General features: G+C 63.2%; 11 protein-coding genes, 1 pseudogene and 1 other annotated feature. Of the genes and pseudogenes, 6 read left to right on the top strand and 6 right to left on the bottom strand.

Annotation, left to right across the window (positions count from 1 at the left end):
- Nucleotides 1-643 precede the first annotated feature (643 nt).
- Entirely contained in the window at nt 644-1,174 is a 531-nt protein-coding gene (locus tag AC1Q5A_RS16210; protein ID WP_492702446.1) for a hypothetical protein, read from the bottom strand.
- Here AC1Q5A_RS16210 and AC1Q5A_RS16205 point away from each other — a divergent pair.
- From AC1Q5A_RS16205 to AC1Q5A_RS16195, 3 genes are all read left to right on the top strand, one after another.
- Nucleotides 1,173-2,404 (top strand): IS3 family transposase gene (locus tag AC1Q5A_RS16205; RefSeq protein WP_492702444.1). Its coding sequence is split into 2 segments (ribosomal slippage): nt 1,173-1,461 and nt 1,461-2,404, totalling 1,233 coding nucleotides; the frame shifts between segments, so codons are not numbered across the junction. The two genes, AC1Q5A_RS16210 and AC1Q5A_RS16205, sit on opposite strands and share 2 nt — an antisense overlap.
- Nucleotides 1,451-1,567 (top strand) — a sequence feature (AL1L pseudoknot). (Overlaps the previous gene by 117 nt.)
- A gap of 166 nt (nt 2,405-2,570) precedes the next feature.
- The gene (locus AC1Q5A_RS16200) at nt 2,571-3,188 is read left to right on the top strand and encodes a hypothetical protein (RefSeq protein WP_492702442.1); all 618 of its coding nucleotides are present in this window, start codon (nt 2,571-2,573) and stop codon (nt 3,186-3,188) included.
- Between the two features lie 298 nt (nt 3,189-3,486).
- Nucleotides 3,487-3,780, top strand: coding sequence for a hypothetical protein (locus AC1Q5A_RS16195; RefSeq protein WP_492702440.1), 294 nt, complete (start codon nt 3,487-3,489; stop codon nt 3,778-3,780).
- Here AC1Q5A_RS16195 and AC1Q5A_RS16190 read toward each other — a convergent pair.
- The 5 genes and pseudogenes from AC1Q5A_RS16190 to AC1Q5A_RS16170 form a co-directional block, all read right to left on the bottom strand.
- The gene (locus AC1Q5A_RS16190) at nt 3,777-4,139 is read right to left on the bottom strand and encodes a hypothetical protein (protein ID WP_492702438.1); all 363 of its coding nucleotides are present in this window, start codon (nt 4,137-4,139) and stop codon (nt 3,777-3,779) included. The two genes, AC1Q5A_RS16195 and AC1Q5A_RS16190, sit on opposite strands and share 4 nt — an antisense overlap.
- A 574-nt stretch (nt 4,140-4,713) precedes the next feature.
- Nucleotides 4,714-7,830, bottom strand: coding sequence for a TonB-dependent receptor domain-containing protein (locus AC1Q5A_RS16185; protein ID WP_492702436.1), 3,117 nt, complete (start codon nt 7,828-7,830; stop codon nt 4,714-4,716).
- Between the two features lie 594 nt (nt 7,831-8,424).
- Nucleotides 8,425-8,727 (bottom strand): annotated as a pseudogene (locus AC1Q5A_RS16180) (transposase); the annotation flags it as partial.
- 253 nt (nt 8,728-8,980) lie between these two features.
- A complete protein-coding gene (locus AC1Q5A_RS16175; protein WP_492702434.1) occupies nt 8,981-10,360 on the bottom strand; it encodes a HAMP domain-containing sensor histidine kinase in 1,380 nt (459 codons plus the stop codon).
- The gene (locus AC1Q5A_RS16170) at nt 10,357-11,016 is read right to left on the bottom strand and encodes a response regulator transcription factor (protein ID WP_492702432.1); all 660 of its coding nucleotides are present in this window, start codon (nt 11,014-11,016) and stop codon (nt 10,357-10,359) included. Before AC1Q5A_RS16170 ends, AC1Q5A_RS16175 begins: the two co-directional genes overlap by 4 nt.
- Nucleotides 11,017-11,385: 369 nt before the next feature.
- On the opposite strand from AC1Q5A_RS16170, the gene AC1Q5A_RS16165 reads away from it, so the two are divergent.
- The 3 genes from AC1Q5A_RS16165 to AC1Q5A_RS16155 are packed head-to-tail and all read left to right on the top strand — an operon-like array spanning nt 11,386 to nt 17,430.
- On the top strand, nt 11,386-13,221 hold the full coding sequence (locus AC1Q5A_RS16165; protein WP_492702430.1) for a YncE family protein: 1,836 nt from the start codon (nt 11,386-11,388) through the stop codon (nt 13,219-13,221).
- 10 nt (nt 13,222-13,231) lie between these two features.
- Nucleotides 13,232-14,317, top strand: coding sequence for a YncE family protein (locus tag AC1Q5A_RS16160; RefSeq protein ID WP_492702428.1), 1,086 nt, complete (start codon nt 13,232-13,234; stop codon nt 14,315-14,317).
- Between the two features lie 50 nt (nt 14,318-14,367).
- Complete coding sequence (locus AC1Q5A_RS16155; protein WP_492702426.1) at nt 14,368-17,430, top strand: TonB-dependent receptor plug domain-containing protein; 3,063 nt, start codon at nt 14,368-14,370, stop codon at nt 17,428-17,430.
- Nucleotides 17,431-17,567 lie beyond the last annotated feature (137 nt).

Here is a 17,567-nt window from a genome sequence, read left to right as displayed (position 1 = left end):
ACAGGGCAAGAAGTGAGACGCGTAAGCCTTGTTTGAGGCTTATGACCCAATTTTACCCTTATCCGGGCACGACCCCGTCCAAGCGCCGTGCCGTTTGTCGTTGTCCCCTTAACCATTGTTCTCCGCAGAGAAACTTCTACTTCCACGGCAGTAAACCTCTGCAAATGGCGCACATAAAGTTCTGCATCGGGGAAAGCAGCGCAGTGAAACTTACGCAGCGGAGAACGCACCAAAGCAGTCCTCGCGGTTGCTCATGATCGTGGATGATCCTTACGTCTGCTTCTTGGCCTTGGCGCTCTTCGACGACTGGACCGATCGCGGAGCTCGCTTAGTTTTCGGGCGGGCGCTGGGGGCGCTGGTCTTGGCTGGCGATGCTTCGAGCGCCGCAACGTGCCCCGAGAGACGTGCGACCTCCATCTCGGCGTTCTGCCATTGTTTCTGTGACGCCTCGCAACGCGCCTCAAGGGCTTGCACCGCGTCACGATAGCTCCGTTCGGCCGCTTCGTGGCGGTGCTGCCATTGTTTAGTGTCTTGTCGGGCGCGACGTGGATCATAGTGAGTCGGGCCAACCCCGAGACTTTGCCTCGGGGCTCATCAGATCAGGCGGCACCGACGACTGAGCGGTCAATGGCAGGTTGATGAGTCACTTACACTCCTCCGGCTTCGTCTCACACAGGATCAGCCGCTGATTGGCGGCGATTACGTCCCCTTGGTCCTTCAATGCCTTGGCCTTAGCGGCATCTGCTTCTTGCCGCTTGGTCAGCACGGAATCGACCGATTCCAGCAGATTCTCGGCACCAGTCTTACTGACGAATTGAATCTTCTTCAACGCGCCGGCATCGGTAAAATCTGCCGAAATTGTTTTCATGCCGAAGATCGCCGGCTTCGTTACTGGAATGGTGTAGCGATTACCGAAACCGGCAAACACGACTCTATCTTCCGATATGGGGACGACGAATTTAGATGTCGTCTCACCTGGGCTTGACTGCACATCGACCGCCACCACCTTAAAGTGGAGCAATACCGGCTGTCGTGCATGGATTACGTCCTTAGACGAGTCATTAGCAGCGCGGGCTGTACCATCGAAAACCGATGCCCCAAGGGGTGTTGAATCGATGATCGTGAACCGCCCCGGGTTCAGTGGAGGCTCCAACTCTTGAGAGAATGGAGCCATGAACAAGTCCACAAAGTTTTTCCCTGAGGTCCGCGAGCGCGCGGTGCGCATGGTGCAGGAGCACCGCGGCGAGTATCCGTCGCTGTGGACGGCGGTGGAGTCGATCGCACCGAAAATCGGCTGTGTGCCGCAGACCCTGCTGAGCTGGGTCCAACGGCATGAGATCGATACCGGCGTACGTGAGGGCGTGACCACCGCCGAAGCGCAGCGCGTGAAGGAGCTCGAACGCGAGGTCAAGGAGTTGCGCCGGGCCAACGAGACCCTGAAGCTGGCGAGCGCTTTTTTTGCCCAGGCGGAGCTCGACCGCCGGCTCAAGTCCTGAGGGACTTCGTCGACGCGCATCGAGCCACGTTCGGGGTCGAGCCGATCTGCAAGGTGTTGCAGATCGCCCCGTCGGGCTATCGTCGGCACGCCGCGCAGGTCCGTGAGCCACAGCGTCGCTGTGCCCGGGCCAAGCGCGACACGCGGCTGCTGTCGGAGATCGAGCGCGTCTGGCAGGGCAACCTGCAGGTCTACGGGGCTGACAAAGTCTGGAAGCAGCTGGGCCGCGAAGGGATGACGGTGGCCCGTTGCACGGTCGAGGGTCTGATGCGGCAACAGGGTCTGCGGGGTGTCGTGCGTGGCAAGGTGGTACGCACCACCGTCAGCGATGGCAAGGCGCCGTGTCCGCTGGACCGGGTCCATCGGCAGTTCCGCGCCGAGCGGCCGAACCAGCTCTGGGTCTCGGACTTCACCTACGTCTCGACCTGGCAGGGCTGGCTTTACGTGGCCTTCGTCATCGACGTGTTCGCCCGCCGCATCGTCGGTTGGCGCGTCAGCAGCTCGATGAAGACCGACTTCGTGCTCGACGCCCTGGAGCAGGCCCTCTACGCGCGCCAGCCGGAGCGGGACAGTGCCTTGATCCACCATAGCGATCGCGGGTCGCAATACGTGTCCATCCGTTACAGCGAGCGCCTGGCCGAGGCGAGCATCGAACCGTCGGTGGGTAGCAAGGGAGACAGCTACGACAACGCGCTCGCCGAGACCATGAATGGCCTCTACAAGGCCGAACTGATCCACCGCCGAGCGCCATGGGAAACCAAGCAAGCGGTTGAGCTGGCCACGCTGGAATGGGTGGCCTGGCTCAACCACCAACGCCTGCTCGGACCGATCGGCTATATCCCGCCGGCAGAGGCCGAGGCAAACTACTACCGGCAACTCGTCAGTCAGGCAGCCACCGTGGAGGCCTGACTTAAACCCAACAGCCTCCACGAAACCCGGGGCGATTCACTTCATCCCCCCGGAAGGTGCGATAACTTCGTTCGAAGTCATGCGGGACGTCATAGTTCTGCCACGGACTCTACGCGACTGCTGCCAAGAGACCGGGTTGATATCGTCCACGAACCAAACGCTGACGTTGAAGCGTCAATCCATTCGGGCGACTGGAATCCACGATTTCCCATCTGCGCTCGCCAAATGGTCCTCGTTGCGGCACGAAGTCGCGACGCTGGATTTGCCTCCACAGGTGGCGCCGGGATTCGTCGACATTGCCTGCCGGATCGCCAATCGCCTGCCCCCGGAAAGCTTGTCAGACGCGGAAATGTCGTTCTTTTTTGACCGATTAGCGCGTCAACCGGATCGGACGTTCAAGCCGGCGAAGCGGGCGTCACACATAGAAATTCGCTTCCTTCCACCATTCTTCATCGGTGAAATGCGCTTCATTCACCGAAGCACGCTCAGCAAAACCGCCTCGCAGGTGGCTGCGCGGCTGCTAGCTTTAGTCGTGGGCGAATCTGTGCCGGATGATCCCCCTGTGGATACGAGCCAACACCTTTTGTTGTGCGCCTTGGCCTGCATCTTAAAGCGCGCCTACGCCGAGGGTATGCGCGTCGTGCTGTCCCGCTATATCCCATCCCTGTTCGACTCTAAACGAGACCGGCCCCGCCTGACGGAGCCATGGATCCTCGCTCGGAAGGACGGACAGCAACTGGACGCTGTCACAATAGTCTGGGCGAAGCGAAAGTGGCTACCCTGACTCGGGCACCGGGTGGAGATCCTGCTACGCGCACGTTCCTCGTCGCTGAAGTCTGAGTGAGTTGTGTTCCTGCATGCATAACTTCCTCTGCAGTGGATTCCCCGCTGCAGAGGTTTCTCTGCAGCACGTTCTCCGCTGCGGAAGTTTCTCTGGTGTGCGTTGTCCACTGCAGGTGTTTCTATGCAGTGGTCAATACACCATGCGATCAACAAGACCTCGCACACGTCAGTTAGATCAAAGAGTTAGTCGATCGAGGTTTCAGTGCCGAGAACATGGAAAATCAAGGGTTTGAAGGATCATGCGTGAGTTTTGGAGTAACAAGAACTGGCGTCTGGACGGCGACGCTTTGATGATGCCGAACGGCTGGCGTATACCGCTCAAGCACGTCCGGCAGTGGCGGCAAGATATGGTCAACGGAAACGCCGACCTCCCCGGCAAGTGGGCCAGCTGGCGCGTCCGGCAACAATGGCTGATTCCGCCCGGCGGCACCATGCGGCGCGGGCGGATCGCGCAGCACGTTTTGTCCCGCGAAATCTCGCGGCACGATTTCGACCGGCTGGAAATCAGCCGGCTGCAACTGACACTGTTCTAGCGGATCGGTCGATCCGCCAGCCGACCACCACAGCGCACTGGGTCACCCACGGTGCCCAGCTGCGTATAGGTCGAACCGTTCACCCTGACGACGACACCGCCGACGCACTGCATGTCCGGCGCAAGCGTCCGAGCCTGCCTGTCGACTGACGTCTGCACCTGACGGCGCTGCGCCGCCTGCTGGGCGGCCTGTAAGCGGCCAACATCGAATTGTGCCGGCAACTGCGCGATGCGATCCATGACAGCGTTCGCCTCGCGCACGTCGCGCGCCCGGTCGAACTCGCGATAAGCGATATACACCACGGCCAGCACCACCGCCGCGACCACGATGCCGACAGCCACTTTTACACCCTCGCTCATACCTGCCCCTCCCTGATCTGCGGGCATGATAACAAGGGCATGGTCAAGCCTACGGCCTGACCACAGATCACCAGCAGGACGCGGCCCATCGCTGTTTTCTCCACAGGTTTTGACCAAGTGCAGGCACTTGGTCCCGATCATCGCTGAAAAGCGGGTTTTACGGGGAAAGGTTGATGCCGAAGGGATCACCAGCGCAGGACATGCGGGCCGGTTGTGCGATGCGTTCCAAGGGCGAGGGTGCGACGGCCCTTAGTCACGCCCTCCCGGGCTCGGGCCTACGGCCCACAGAGCGGGCAGCGTCAGCGATGCGAGGAACCGAAGGGGTCAGCGTTCCACGCGGCGTAGGTAGGCGGCTGGTATGGCTTGGCCGTGGCACGTTCCGCCGTTGGTCCCTCCACGCCGGCCACAGCGGCAGCGCCACCCGGCCCGGCCGGCGCCTGCGGCTGATCCGGGCGGGCCGGCTTGCTCTGCCGCTCTTTCTGCTTGGGCGGAACGATACGGATTGTATACGCCATCGGCCACCATCCGACTGCGCGAGGGGACACGCAGCCGGAACCGGGACATGCGCCTTACTTCATAGCTTGGCCTTGATGCCGACGAAGTACGTGCGTCCCACGACATCGTAGGTCGCGGCATCCGTCAGTATTGGTGCACCCGCGATCCGCGGCGGAGCCTTGTCGGTCAGGTTTGTAACGCCCGCTGTGAGCATGATGTTGTGCGATACCTGCCAGTGAGCATCCAAGTCGAAGTAGTTGTAGGCCGGCACTCCACGATCGCCGCTTCCGGTGCCGTCCATCAAGTCGGTCATCGCAGAGATGTAGCGCCAGTGCAGCGCCGCCGACACCGGCCCAACGGAGTAATCGAGCGTCGTGTTGGCCTTCCACCTCGGATGCGACAGATCGGAGATGCTCGAGCCATCAGCGGCCAACGCCGTACTGGTGTCGGCGACCGAGCCCGCGTAGTTACTGGCCGCAATACCAGGCACGCCGGAGATCGTCAGCGAGTGCACGTACGAGATGAACGTCTGCAGCTTCACCTGGCCACCCAGGGGGGGTACCAGGTCATGCAGCGGGAATCCCCAGTGAGCCTCCATGTCAACGCCGGTCGTGACATACGAACCGATGTTCTCCGAAGACTCCCGGCCAAGCGTGATGGCTCCGGTGTTCGTATCACGCGTGATACGCTGGCAGAAGGCGTTGCTTTCCGAGTAGCCCGGATTCGAGTTGTTGGCGTTGAAGCAGTTCTGCAGGACCGCATCGAGAGTCGTGCCCGCGATCGCGCCCTTGATCGCCGTGTGGTAGTAGTCAACGGACATGCCGAGGTCACGCGCCATCGGCGCATCAAAGTGCGGCGTCAGCACCCAGCCTAACGTGTAGGTATCGGACTTCTCGGGCTGCAGATCCGTGTTGCCGGTGATGATGCCGTTCGCCGAATTGAGACCGTAGGTGAACGACGGATACACCGACGCGGGCACGCCCTGTGCCTGGCACAGCGCCGCAACTTGGGAGGCGTTCGAACCGCTGCGCTGCGGACTGCCGACTTCGCACGGATCGCCATTGATGCTGTCCTGCGCCTGCACGGTCGGGTTGTACAGCTCCTGCAGGCTCGGCGCGCGAATCGCGCGGTTGAACCCGCCACGGAACATCAACGCATCATTAACCTGCCAGCGCAGACCCACTTTCCAGGTGTTCTCGCCGCCGAACAGATCGTAATGCGAATAACGTTCGCCGAGGTCGAGCGAAAGATTCTTCGCGAACGGCTTGTCGCTCAGCAGCGGCACACTCAGCTCGCCGAACACCTCGCCCACGTTCATCGAGCCGCCCGTCGAACCGATCAGGTCGTACGACGGAGAAATGATGTCCGGAGGAATCGGCGAGGGCATCACGTTGAACGCCGGATTCAGAGCCGAGTCGGCCTGGTAGCTGAACCGACCAGCGCGGTAATCGACGCCGAATGCGGCCTCAACAGTCCCTGCCCACAGGTCCCCAAGGTCCCCGCTCACGGTGCCCTGGAAGTAATCCTGCGAGAGCACCATGTGGTTGTGCGCGGTGCCCGTGACGTACGCCAGACAGCCGGGGCTCATCTGGTGGTTACCGAGCGGATTCCAGGCGTAACCGACGCAGTTGTTGCCATTGGAACCAATGTAGTTCGCCGTGCCATACAACATCGTCTCGAGCGCCGGCAGATTGATGTTGTTCTGCTGATCGTTGTTGAAGTTGGTCTGGCCGTAGGAGGCGAACGCGTTCCACTTCCAGCTCGACCAGCCGAACCAGCCATTGAGTCCGGCGGTCAGCTGGTAGTTGTTGTAATGGAAGCTCTCGATGCGCGGCCCAAGCCCGGTCAACCAGGCTTCCATCTCGAGCGGCCCGGTGCTCGGGGTGCCGCCAGCGGTCGACGCCGTGCGGGAATTGAGCAGGGACATCAGCGCCGCATTGCCCGTCACGAATGGATTGTTCTGCGGCACGTAGACGAACTTGCCCGGACCGGCGAACGCGGGGCCGTTGTTGTCCGTGGCAGTCGAGCTCATGAAGTTGACCTGTGCGTAGGCCTGAAGGGATTCGTTGACGTTGTAGGTGACCTTCGAGAACAGATTGATCCGATGCGATGGGACCTGCACGAAGAAGTATTTGCCGAGGTAGTCCTTGATCGTCGTGCAGTTCGGGGAAATCGCGAGCCCCGGGATCTCGCCCAGCGGCCCCTTGTAGTTCTGCACGCAGTTCCCCGGCGCACGCGTAGTGAACAGGGTGCCGTCACTGTTCACACCGACGTAGCCACCGTAGTTGCCAGTGCCGGCGATCGGCGTCGTGCCAGGGTAGCCGGCCAGGACGGAGTTGACTGCGGAAACCGGAATATTTCCGCCGAGCTCTCCAGCGTTGAAGATACCTTCCGGTGCGCGCGGCACGCCACGATTGAAATTCACGGGGTCGGAGAAGAAGGTTCGATCCGCACCGGTGATTGCATCGCGCTGGTTGTACTCGAGGTCGATGACCGCGTTGCCCTTGTTGTCCGCGAACTTGCTGCCCATGAGGACGCTGGCGCTGTTTTCCTGGCCACCGCCTTTGGTGCTCCCCCCAGTCTGGGCGGAGAGCTGGATGCCCTGGAAGTCCTCACGCAGGCGGAAGTTGACGACACCCGCTACGGCGTCCGAGCCGTACGTGGCCGAGGCGCCGCCGGTGATCACATCCACGTTCTCGAGCAGCGCCATCGGAATCAAGTTCAGGTCGACCGCGCCGTTCGGGTTGGTCGGCACCAGGCGCTGCCCGTCGAGCAGTACCAAGGTACGCTCGGCGCCGAGGCCGCGCAGGTCGGCGTAGGACTGGCCACCCTGAAAGCCGGTGGCACCCTGCACGTCGCCGACCTCGCTCTGGCCCTGCGCGGCCGCGAACTGCGGCATCCGGCCGATCGCCGAATCGAGCGAGACCTGGCCGGCGGCGACGATCTGGCCGACGCCGATCGTCGCCAGTGGGCTGGAAGAAACTTCGCTGCGGCTGTGGACCTGGAGCAGGCTACCGGTGACCGTGACGGCTTCTAGCCGCTTGATTTTTGGCTGCTTGACGGGCGGCGCGACCGAGCCCGCCACAGCGAGCTGCGGCGCGGAGTCGGCATCCGGAAGGCTCGTCCCGCCCGCGGCCGCGGCGGTCGGGGGATCGCTGGTGAGGCCTGCGGCGGGCGCAGCGGCGGTGGTGGCCATGAGCCCCGCCACGATCATGAATATGGCGCGCGCGAGTGGCCGGTGTACGAGTGGTCGGGTGTGGGTACCCATACCCGATAGCGACTCAGGATCATTCACAAACTTAGGCGCGGAGACAGACCGTGACGAAAATGCCGTCACAACCGGCCGCATCGCAGATGCGGCGGTATGCTTGCTCTTCATGATTTAACCCCTTCCACGGTATGTCCGAATTGTTCCGGACGGGACACTACGATCAAAGATCCCGGTCGCCCAACAACGACGATTTTCTCCCCCGGTAACTTCGACTACGCGAAATCGTCGCCACCTATAACCGCTCGACCTAAAAGCAACCTGAAACTAAAATAAATTTTCGTTAATGGAATTCGCAGACATCCCATTTCGGGGGCATCTTGACTTTGTGCAATTTGCAGCGACCTGGGAACCTGGGCTTAGCAGGCTGTTGAGAAGCGGCGGCTTGAACATTGCGCGATAAAAGGGATTGATCGCTCGAGGCTCATCATCGTCGGATTCGGCGATATTTCCCGGCCAGCAGACGCACGTTCCCTCACGTCGGCGAGGGGTTCCACCACTCGCCGACGCCACCAGGTCGGATCAGGTTGTATGCCGCGAAGTTCCAGTACACCCATGCATTGACCTTCGCCAGAGCCGGGCCAGCAGCACGGTGTGTGCGAAGAAGCACTGGGTGATCTCGGCGTCGAACAGTCGATCCCGGTTGAAGGGAAAGGTCGAGTGATCCCACACCGGGTCGTCGATGTTCAGACCCACGAACCAGCGGAACGGCAAGTTGTAGTTCAACTGCTCCATCAGCAGCCGCTCGCTGCGTACGCTGTAGACCACTTGCAGCAGCGAGGCGCGCAGTAACCGCTCCGGCGGGATCGACGTTCGGCCGCTGGCGGCATAAAGGGAGGCAGCACCTCATCGAGTCCCTTCAGGATCGTATCGACCAACACCCGCAACTTGCGGATCGGGTGGTCGCCCGGCACGCGCACATCCACCGACACATACGAAAACATGCCCAACTTCTGGATATCCGCTCCGCGCACTGCCACGACCCTGATGATTGATGATGGCTATGATTGTCGCCGCTACGGGACGTTTCTCAACGGCCTGTTAATCACCCACTCTTCCTCCCAGAAAAGAATTCGGGTTACACAAAATTCTGTACACGCTCGTCGCTCGCAGGCAGCTCGAACACCACACGCAAGCCCCTGCCCTCTGCGCGCGGCTCCGCATAGATGCGCCCGTTGTGCAGCTGGATGATGCTGCGACAGATGGCCAGACCCAGGCCGCTACCACGATCTTCCTCGCTGTTCTGGTGGAAGCGCACGAAGCGTTCGAAGGCGCGCTCGCACTGATCACGGGTCAGGCCCGGTCCCTCGTCCTCAATGCTGACGCGCCAGTAACGGGGTACAAATTCCGACCGCAGTGTGATCAAACCGCCCGGCGGCGAGGCCCGCAGGGCGTTGGTGAGAATGTTGAGGACGACCTGCCGCAGCCAGCGTTCCTCGAACGCCACCCAACCTTGGCCGCGACATGTGCAGCGCAGGCGTCGTCCCTGGTGCTCGGCCAAGGCGCAGACGTCCTGCTCGAAGCTCTGCAGAAAGCGGTGCGGATTCTGCACGACAAGATTCATGTGGATACCCTGAGCCTCGGCGCGCGAGAGAAACAGCAGCTCATCCACCATCTGGTTGATGCGCGCCAGCTCTTCCAGCTGCACCTGCACGGCATCCTCCTGCACCGAACTCAGGTTGCCGTCGACCAGCAGTTTTTCGGCATGCAGTCGCACCAGTGACAGAGGTGTCTTGAGCTCGTGGGACACCTCGGCGCTGAACTGGCGAACTTGATTGAAGGAGGACTCGAGCCGGTCGAACATCTGGTTCAACAGCCGGGCGAGATCGGAAATCTCATCGTCGATGCCGGTGACGCTGATGCGCTCGGTAAGGTTGTCGGAGCGTATGCGGTTGGCTGTCTCGCCGATCAGTCGAACCGGACGCAGCATCATGCGGGAAAGTCCCAGTCCGATCACCATGCTGGCCAGGATCATGCCCAATAGCAGCGCCAGGCTGACTTCGGTATAGGCCACCATGGCACGCTGCATCTGGCCCACCGGTGTACCGATGCTGACGTCGAACGGCGGCAGCAGGAACTCTGCGATGCGCAATTCGCCGACACCGGGCATCTTGCCGTTGAAGACCCGTTTGCCCTTCACGTCGGGCAACGGGTTGCCGGCCAGGTTCTTGGAACGGAAAAGGTTGCCGTGCCCTGGCGCGTCGATGCTGATGTAGAACAGCACCGATGCGTATTCCGTGGTCTGGCGGATCCGCTCGTCGATGGTCGCCGGGTTCAGCGTCGCGTAGTCCGGCCCCAGGCGCGCCTTGATCTGCCGGAATTCGGTGGCGTTCAGCAGATCAAGGTCATGGATCATGTAGTCCTTAAGCAGGTGATAGCCGGCAGTGAACAGGCAGGCCAGCGTGAGCGTGACGCTCAGCACGAACCAGAACGTGATGCGCGCCCCGATCGATTTCATACCAGCTGATAGCCGACGCCTCGCAGTGTCTTGAACAGCGGCTCGCCCAGGCCGGCTTCCAGCTTGTTGCGCAGCCGGCTCATGTAGACGTCCAGCAGGTTGGTGTCGGCCAGCCCGGGCCAGATACGCTCGGAAATGTACGAACGCGTAAGCGTGCGCCCCGCGTTCTGCATGAAAATCTCCAGCAGGGCGAACTCGCGGCTGGTCAGATCCACCGGCTGCTCCTTCAGCTTGACTGTGTGGCCGAGCAGGTCGATTCGCACGCAGCGGTGGGTGATGACCGTTTGCTTGACCGTCGACTGGCGGCGCAACAGGGAACGCACGTGGGCCAGCAGCTCATCGAAGCTGAAAGGCTTGGGCAAGTAATCGTCGGCGCCGATGTCCAGACCCTTGATGCGGTCCTCCACCGTGTCGCGCGCGCTGAGGATCAGCACCGCTTCGTTGAAGCCTGCACGGCGCCACTCGGCAAGCAGGTGCAGGCCATCGCCGTCAGGCAGGCTCAGGTCGAGGATGATCACGTCGTAGTTGGTATCGGCCAGCGCATCACGGGCCTCCCTGCAGGTGCCGACCCAGCACACCGTGTACGCGCATTCGCTGAGCCCCTGCTTGAGAAACTGGCCAAGGCGCTGCTGGTCTTCGACGATGAGAATCTTCATGGCGCACCTGCCTGTCGACATTGCGCGGCGAGTGTATGCCAGCCTCGAACGCAACCAGTGACGCGACGCACAAAGCATATGCGGCGCGCCGGAGCGTTGCTGCATGCTCCAGAGCACGAGGGGAATCCATGCCTGTCGCGCCACGGCGCGACAGGCGCTGCCGCCGCGCCGACCTGAAAGAGTTTTAAGAATCGTTACAGGTATCCGTCAGGTGCTTGCCCTAGGGTGCGTGCCATGCCGGCCGAGTCAGGTGTGATGGGACGGGGCAATCGCTGGTCACTGCGTCCTACCACCCATTCCTGCCCGCACCATCCCGTATGACACGCTGACATTCACTTCATTTCGCATCCATCGTCGAGGACGGAATCCATGGTTCGTTACGCAATGCTCCTGGCCACTACCCTGCTGGCGCCACCGCTGCTGGCGCAGACGACCGCACCGAATTACGCCCAGCACCTGGTGGACGAAACGCTCGCCGCGCACCCGAACATCGCCATCATGGCGATGCACGTGACGCCGCCCAAGCAGACCGTCAACGTCATCATCGCCTCGAACATCGGTCGTATCGGCAAGGCAGCCGATTCCGACGACATGGGCGTGGTCAACACCGGCAAGCCGGCGCTGGAAGTGAACAAGGAGGGCGATCACTTCGAGGTGGAGATGCCGCTGAAGGACGTCACCGACGATACGGTGGGCGCGCTGAGCATCGTCTATCCCTACGCTGCCGGCGACGACAAGGCTGCGCTGGCGAAGAAAGCCGAGGCGGTGCGCGACCAGCTGCGGCGGCGGATCTCCAACGTCGCCAACCTGACCCAGCCCTATGCGTTCGATCCCAGCGTCCCAACCCGCACCTATGCGCAACAACTGGTCGACCAGACCATGGCCGCGCATCCGAAGCTGCTGATCCTTATGCTGCACATCGTGCCGCCGGGCAAGAGCGTCAACATGGTGGTGGGGTCGAGCATTGGCCGTATCGGCAAGCAGGCCGACGCGGATGACATGCACGCCATCAACACCGGCATCCCCAACCTGGAGGTCAACGGCAACCGCTTCGAGGTGGAGACGCGCCTGCTCGATGCCGGCGGCAAGACGATAGGCGCGGTGGGCATCGTGTTCCCCTACAAGCCGGGCGACGACAAGGACGCGTTGAAGCGCGAAGGCTTCGCGATCCGCGACGAGCTGCGCAAGAAGATTCCCTCGCTGGCCGCGCTGATGAAGCCGGTGCCGGCGGCCATGGTGGCCGATCCCCACCCCACCGCCACGTTGGCCGGACGCAGCGCCGGCTGGACGCCAGGCTACTCGGGCGACTTCGACCACTTCGGCTACGACCTGAAGGGCGACCGCCTGTGGCTGGCGGCGGAGGACCACGGCACGCTGGAGCTGTTCAACCTGCGCACCGGCCGGCATGAGCGCACCCTCACCGGCGTCGAGACGCCGCACGCGATCATCTACCTGCCTGAGGCCAACCGCCTGATCGTCACCGACAGCGACAAGGGCATGACCAAGGTGTTCGACGCCACCACCTACAAGATTGTCAGTCGCATCACGCTGGAGCCCGGCGCGGATTCGGCCGAGCTCGATCCTTCCACCGGCCATCTGTACATCGTCACCGGCGGCAAGGACGTGGGCATGAAGGACTGCTTCCTCAACGAGGTCGATCCGCTCACCGGGCATGTGTACAACAAGCTGCGCTTCGACTCCGACCACACCGAGGCGGTGAAGGCCGAGCAGCACGGCAACCGCCTGTTCGTGAACGTCGCCGACCACGACGAAGTGGACGTGGTGGACAAGAAGACCTTCAAGGTGATCGCACGCTGGCCGCTGAGCGGCGCCAAGACCAACCTGAGCATGGCGCTGGACGAGCCCGACCACCGCCTGTTCGTGGGCACCCGCAACCCCAGCAAGCTGTTCGTGCTGAACACCGATACGGGCGCCACTGTGGCGACGCTCGATGCGCCGGCGACCTCTGACGGGTTGTTCTGGGACAGCGCCAGGAGGCGCGTGTACCTGCCCGGCGGCGACGGCTTCCTCGGCGTGTACCAGCAAGTGACGCCGGATCTCTATGCCGCGCGACCGCGTATTCCGAGCGCCGTCGGTGCGAAGTCCAGCGTCGTGGTGCCGGAGCTGAACCGCCTCTACCTGGCCGCCTCGCCGGGCGAGCATGGCAAGGGCGGTGAAGTGCTCTGGTTCGAGCTGGGCAAGTAGGGGCCGGCCGATGTCTTCGTCCACCCAGTCCAGCCGCCCACGACAGCGTGGCTTCCAGGCCTTGGCGATCACGCTGCTGTGTCTGGCGGCGCTGCCCACCCCGGGCCACGCCGCCAGCTTCTACCGGCTTCGCTCGGCCGTGACCCTGCCGGGCAAGGCGCCGGCGTGGGACTACCTCAGCTATGACGCCGCGCGCTCGTACCTGTTCATCGGCCGCCGCCACGACGGCGTCACCGTGTTCGATGTGGCGACGCACAAGGTGGTGGCCGCCGTCGCCAACTCTGCCGGCGCAAACAAGGCGATCCTGGTGCCGTCGCTGGGGCTGGGCTACACCGTCAACGGCGACGGCTCGACCACCGAATTCGAGCTCAAGTCGCTGAAGACGATACGGCGCATCCACTTCGGCAACGACGCCGATGCCGGCAGCTTCGAGCCGGTGACCGGGCAGTTGATGTTCACCATGGGCGACAGCGGGAAAGTCGCCTTCATGGACGCCCGCAGCGGCAAGCCGGTGGCGACGCTGCCGATGTCCAGCCATCACATCGAGGCATCGGCGCCGGACGGCCACGGCAACCTGTTCGTGGCAGAGCGCGACCGCGATGCGGTGGTGCGCATCGACGCCCGCACGCACGCGGTCACCGCCACCTGGCCGACCGCGCCATGCCACCAGCCCACTGGGCTGGACTACGACCCGGCGAGCCGGCGCATCTTCGTCGGCTGCCGCAGCGACCAGCCGCTATTGGCCGTGCTGAACGCGGAAAGCGGCGCCGTGGTGGCCAGCTTGCCGATCGGCCGCGGCAACGACGGCGTGGTGTTCGATCCGGCCACGCACCGCATATACGCCTCCAACGGGCTGGACGCCGACCTGATGGTGATCGACCAGCGGAGCCCCGACCGCTACCGCCTGGAGCAGGCCGTAACCACCCGTCCGATGGCGCGCACGCTGGCGCTCGATCCGCAGCGCGGCCGCATCTACCTGGTCGCCGCCGAGGGGGGCGTCGATCCGGCAAGGAAGGTGGAGACCGCAGTGGCGCCGTTCTATCCGAACTTCTATTTCGACAATAGCTTCACCGTACTGACCTACCAAGAGAACTGAAACAGACAACGAATGGCAGTTGCCGCGTAGCGCCCGGGGGATGGAGATCGATGAATGAGGAATGGGGCTCGCTGCGCGAATTGCCGGGGACTGGACACGACATCAATGTTGGTGGGAGACATCACATGCACGACTATCCACGCAAGGCGCTGTTCGGCGCGCTGATCATCGGCCTCGGCCTGACCGGCCACGCCCTGGCCGCGACGCCCCAAAGTGCAGATGCTGGCGCGCCTACCAAGCAGAAACAGGCGACCGCCACGGCCACCGAATCGCCCAAGGTCACCAATCTGAACCAGGTCACGGTGACCGGCACCTTGCTGCCGATCGATCCGAACGCCGCGGCCGTTCCGGTCACGACGCTCGATGCCGGTGATCTTCGCCAGACCGGTGTCTCGACCAACATGCTCGACGCCTTGCGCAAGGCCGTTCCCGCCTTCGCCGGCCGCAGCAACGCGGGCGCGAGCAACGCGCAGAACCGCAACCAGTTCACCGCCGGCGGCTCGCAGGTCGAACTGCGCAACCTGCCGACGCTGGTGCTGGTCAACGGCCGGCGCATGGCGCTGGACGGGGTCGCCGGCCTCAGCGGCAGCAAGAACTTCGTCGACATCAGCCAGATCCCGGCCGCCGCGCTGGAGCGGGTCGACGTGCTCACCGACGGCGCTTCCTCGCTCTACGGCGCCGACGCCGTCGGCGGCGTAGTGAACTTCATCCTCAAGCGCGACTACCACGGCGTGACGGTCGGCGCGCATTACGGCGCGGCGGACGGCGGCTACAAGGATCGCTCGGCGTACGTGACGTTCGGCGGCGACATCGGTCCGGTGAACATCACAGCCACCGTCAGCGACGCGAGGACCAGCCCGCTTTTCCAGAGTGCACGCTCGTTCACCAGCCCGATGTATGGCGTCGTTCCAGGCACAGGCCTGCCGGGCGTCGTCGCTGGCGGCAACTACGTGCTGGCGCCCGGGCTGCTCACGCCGCCCGTGCCGACCGGCACCGCCGCGACCGCCGGCAGCTACGTAGCCCTGTCGCCGGCCGTCTACAACGCCACCAGCGCGGCACAGCTATCCAAGGGATTCGACTATTCCAAATACGCCATGCTGCTGCAGCGGCAGGAGCACAAGAACCTCGTCGTGAACGTGACCTCGCAGCCTTTCACCGAGGACCAGATCGAGGCCTCCGGCGACCTGTTGATCTCGCAGAACAAGGTCCAATCCACCGCCTGGGCGGCGGCGGGCCAACCCTTCTCCCATGTCACGCTGACCGTTCCGGCCGGCGCGCCCTACAACCCGCTGACCGCCGCCGCGACGGGCGTGACGTTCGCCGACATGTCGCGACCCAAGCAGGTGTTCGACACTACCGACGCCTATCGCTTCTCCTTCGGACTCAAGGGCAACCTGCCCTACTCCTGGACCTGGCATACCAGCGTCGATTACAGCGAGAGCAAGCTGACGGAGCGCGACACCAACCTGATTTTCACGCCGAATCTGGCGCGGGCCGTCGCCGGCGGATACGACTCCAACGGCAACGCCGTGGCAGGCGGCGCCTACAGCATGGTCTACGGCGGCTATTCGATCGACAACCCGCTCGTGCTGCAGCCGGCGCTCAATCCGTTCGCGGTGACCGGCAACCCGGCGGCCGCGTTGGCAAACGTGCTCGGTGCGGAGATGCTGCACGGCGACAGCAAGCTCTACTCCTGGGATGCGCACGCCGTCGGCCAACTGTTCGAGCTGCCGGCGGGGCGGGTAAACCTTGCCGTTGGAGTCAGCTGGCGGCGTGAAGAGGTTTCCGGACACGCCGACCCGAATGGTCGCGTCACCGATCCCGTCACCGGCTCCACCGCCGGCAACGACCAGCACTGGAGCGGCGGCCTGTTCACCGATCCCTTCAGTCACGGCCGCAACGTGAGCGCGGTGTACGCCGAGACGTTGATCCCGATCACCTCGAGCAGCATGGGCATCCCCGGCCTGCACCAGTTCGACCTCACCGCCGCCAGCCGCTTCGAGCACTACAGTGACGCCGGCAGCAAGAACTCGCCGAAGCTCGGCTTCCGCTGGGAGCCCTTCGACAACCAGCTCGTGCTTCATGGCACCTTTACGAAGTCCTTCGCCGCGCCACCGCTTTATCAGGCCTACGGGCCATTCGACACCCGTCCGGTGACCGACCGCCTCATCGGCATCGTGTTCGGGCCGCAATACGCCGTCGGAAACACCTTCAACGGCGAAGACGGCGTCAATCCGTCGCTCAAGCCATCCACCTCGATGTCGCGCTCCATCGGTTTCGAATTCCATCCGAACTTCATCAAGGGCCTGACGCTCACCGCGGATTATTCCTCGATCACCGTGCGCGGTTTCCCGGGCGGCGCGGACTTCACCACCATCATGCAATCGGTCAACGCGTTGGGTTCGGCATCACGCTACTTCGACAGCGTCAGCACGGGCAACTTCACCAACCTCGGCGGCACCGATCCCTTCGGGACCCCGGGCTCGCTGAAGGCGTTCCTCACCAATCCGGCCACCGGCCTGCCCGATCCGAGCAAGTACTCACAGCTCTACGTCATCGACAAATTCCGCAACCAGAGCGTGTTGATCGAGCATTCCTGGATGCTGGGACTGGACTACGCTCTTCCCACGGCGCATTACGGAACCTGGGAGTTTTCCAGCAAGGGGATGCTATTCAACTCGTACAAATTCCAGCGCTTCGCGGGCGGCTCGTACCAGCAGTACGCCGGCAACGCCAGCAACATCGGCGTGTTCGCCGGGACGCTGCCGAAGGCGAGCTTCTACTCGACGCTCGACTGGTCCTACGGAAACCTGGATCTCATGCTGGCGAACACCTACATCTCCTATGTCAATGACGCGGGCGCCGCCGGCACCCTCCCGGGCATCCGGGTGCCGAACTACAGCGTGTGGGATCTGCATGGTTCGTACACCTGGACGCCCGGGGGCTTGGCGAACGACAAGAGCATCACGCTGTCGCTTGGCGTGAACAACCTCGACAACAAAATGCCACCGATCTTCCCGCGTGCCTTCACCAACCAGTTCACCACCAGCGATATCGGCACGTACTCGCCCATCGGCCGGCTGATCTATGGAGACGTGAAGGTGACCTTCTGAGGGTGGCGGGCGACCCGGCCGCTGCGTCCGCCCGGGTTCCATTCCGCCTCCCGCTCCGGTCGAATCCTGATGTCGAACTCCCCGCGATCTCGCCGGTGCGGCGCACTGCCCCGACCGGGATCATTCCTACCGCTGAC

The organism is Rhodanobacter sp. GW835-FHT13D09, from assembly GCF_058793995.1.
This window is presented reverse-complemented; position numbering and strand designations above follow the sequence as displayed.

Bases quoted from the DNA above. Each gene is read 5' to 3' on its own strand.
- AC1Q5A_RS16210 (WP_492702446.1), bottom strand. From the start codon at position 1,174: ATGGCTCCATTCTCTCAAGAGTTGGAGCCTCCACTGAACCCGGGGCGG.
- AC1Q5A_RS16195 (WP_492702440.1), top strand. From the start codon at position 3,487: ATGCGTGAGTTTTGGAGTAACAAGAACTGGCGTCTGGACGGCGACGCT.
- AC1Q5A_RS16190 (WP_492702438.1), bottom strand. From the start codon at position 4,139: ATGAGCGAGGGTGTAAAAGTGGCTGTCGGCATCGTGGTCGCGGCGGTG.
- AC1Q5A_RS16185 (WP_492702436.1), bottom strand. From the start codon at position 7,830: ATGGCCACCACCGCCGCTGCGCCCGCCGCAGGCCTCACCAGCGATCCC.
- AC1Q5A_RS16175 (WP_492702434.1), bottom strand. From the start codon at position 10,360: ATGAAATCGATCGGGGCGCGCATCACGTTCTGGTTCGTGCTGAGCGTC.
- AC1Q5A_RS16170 (WP_492702432.1), bottom strand. From the start codon at position 11,016: ATGAAGATTCTCATCGTCGAAGACCAGCAGCGCCTTGGCCAGTTTCTC.
- AC1Q5A_RS16165 (WP_492702430.1), top strand. From the start codon at position 11,386: ATGGTTCGTTACGCAATGCTCCTGGCCACTACCCTGCTGGCGCCACCG.
- AC1Q5A_RS16160 (WP_492702428.1), top strand. From the start codon at position 13,232: ATGTCTTCGTCCACCCAGTCCAGCCGCCCACGACAGCGTGGCTTCCAG.
- AC1Q5A_RS16155 (WP_492702426.1), top strand. From the start codon at position 14,368: ATGAATGAGGAATGGGGCTCGCTGCGCGAATTGCCGGGGACTGGACAC.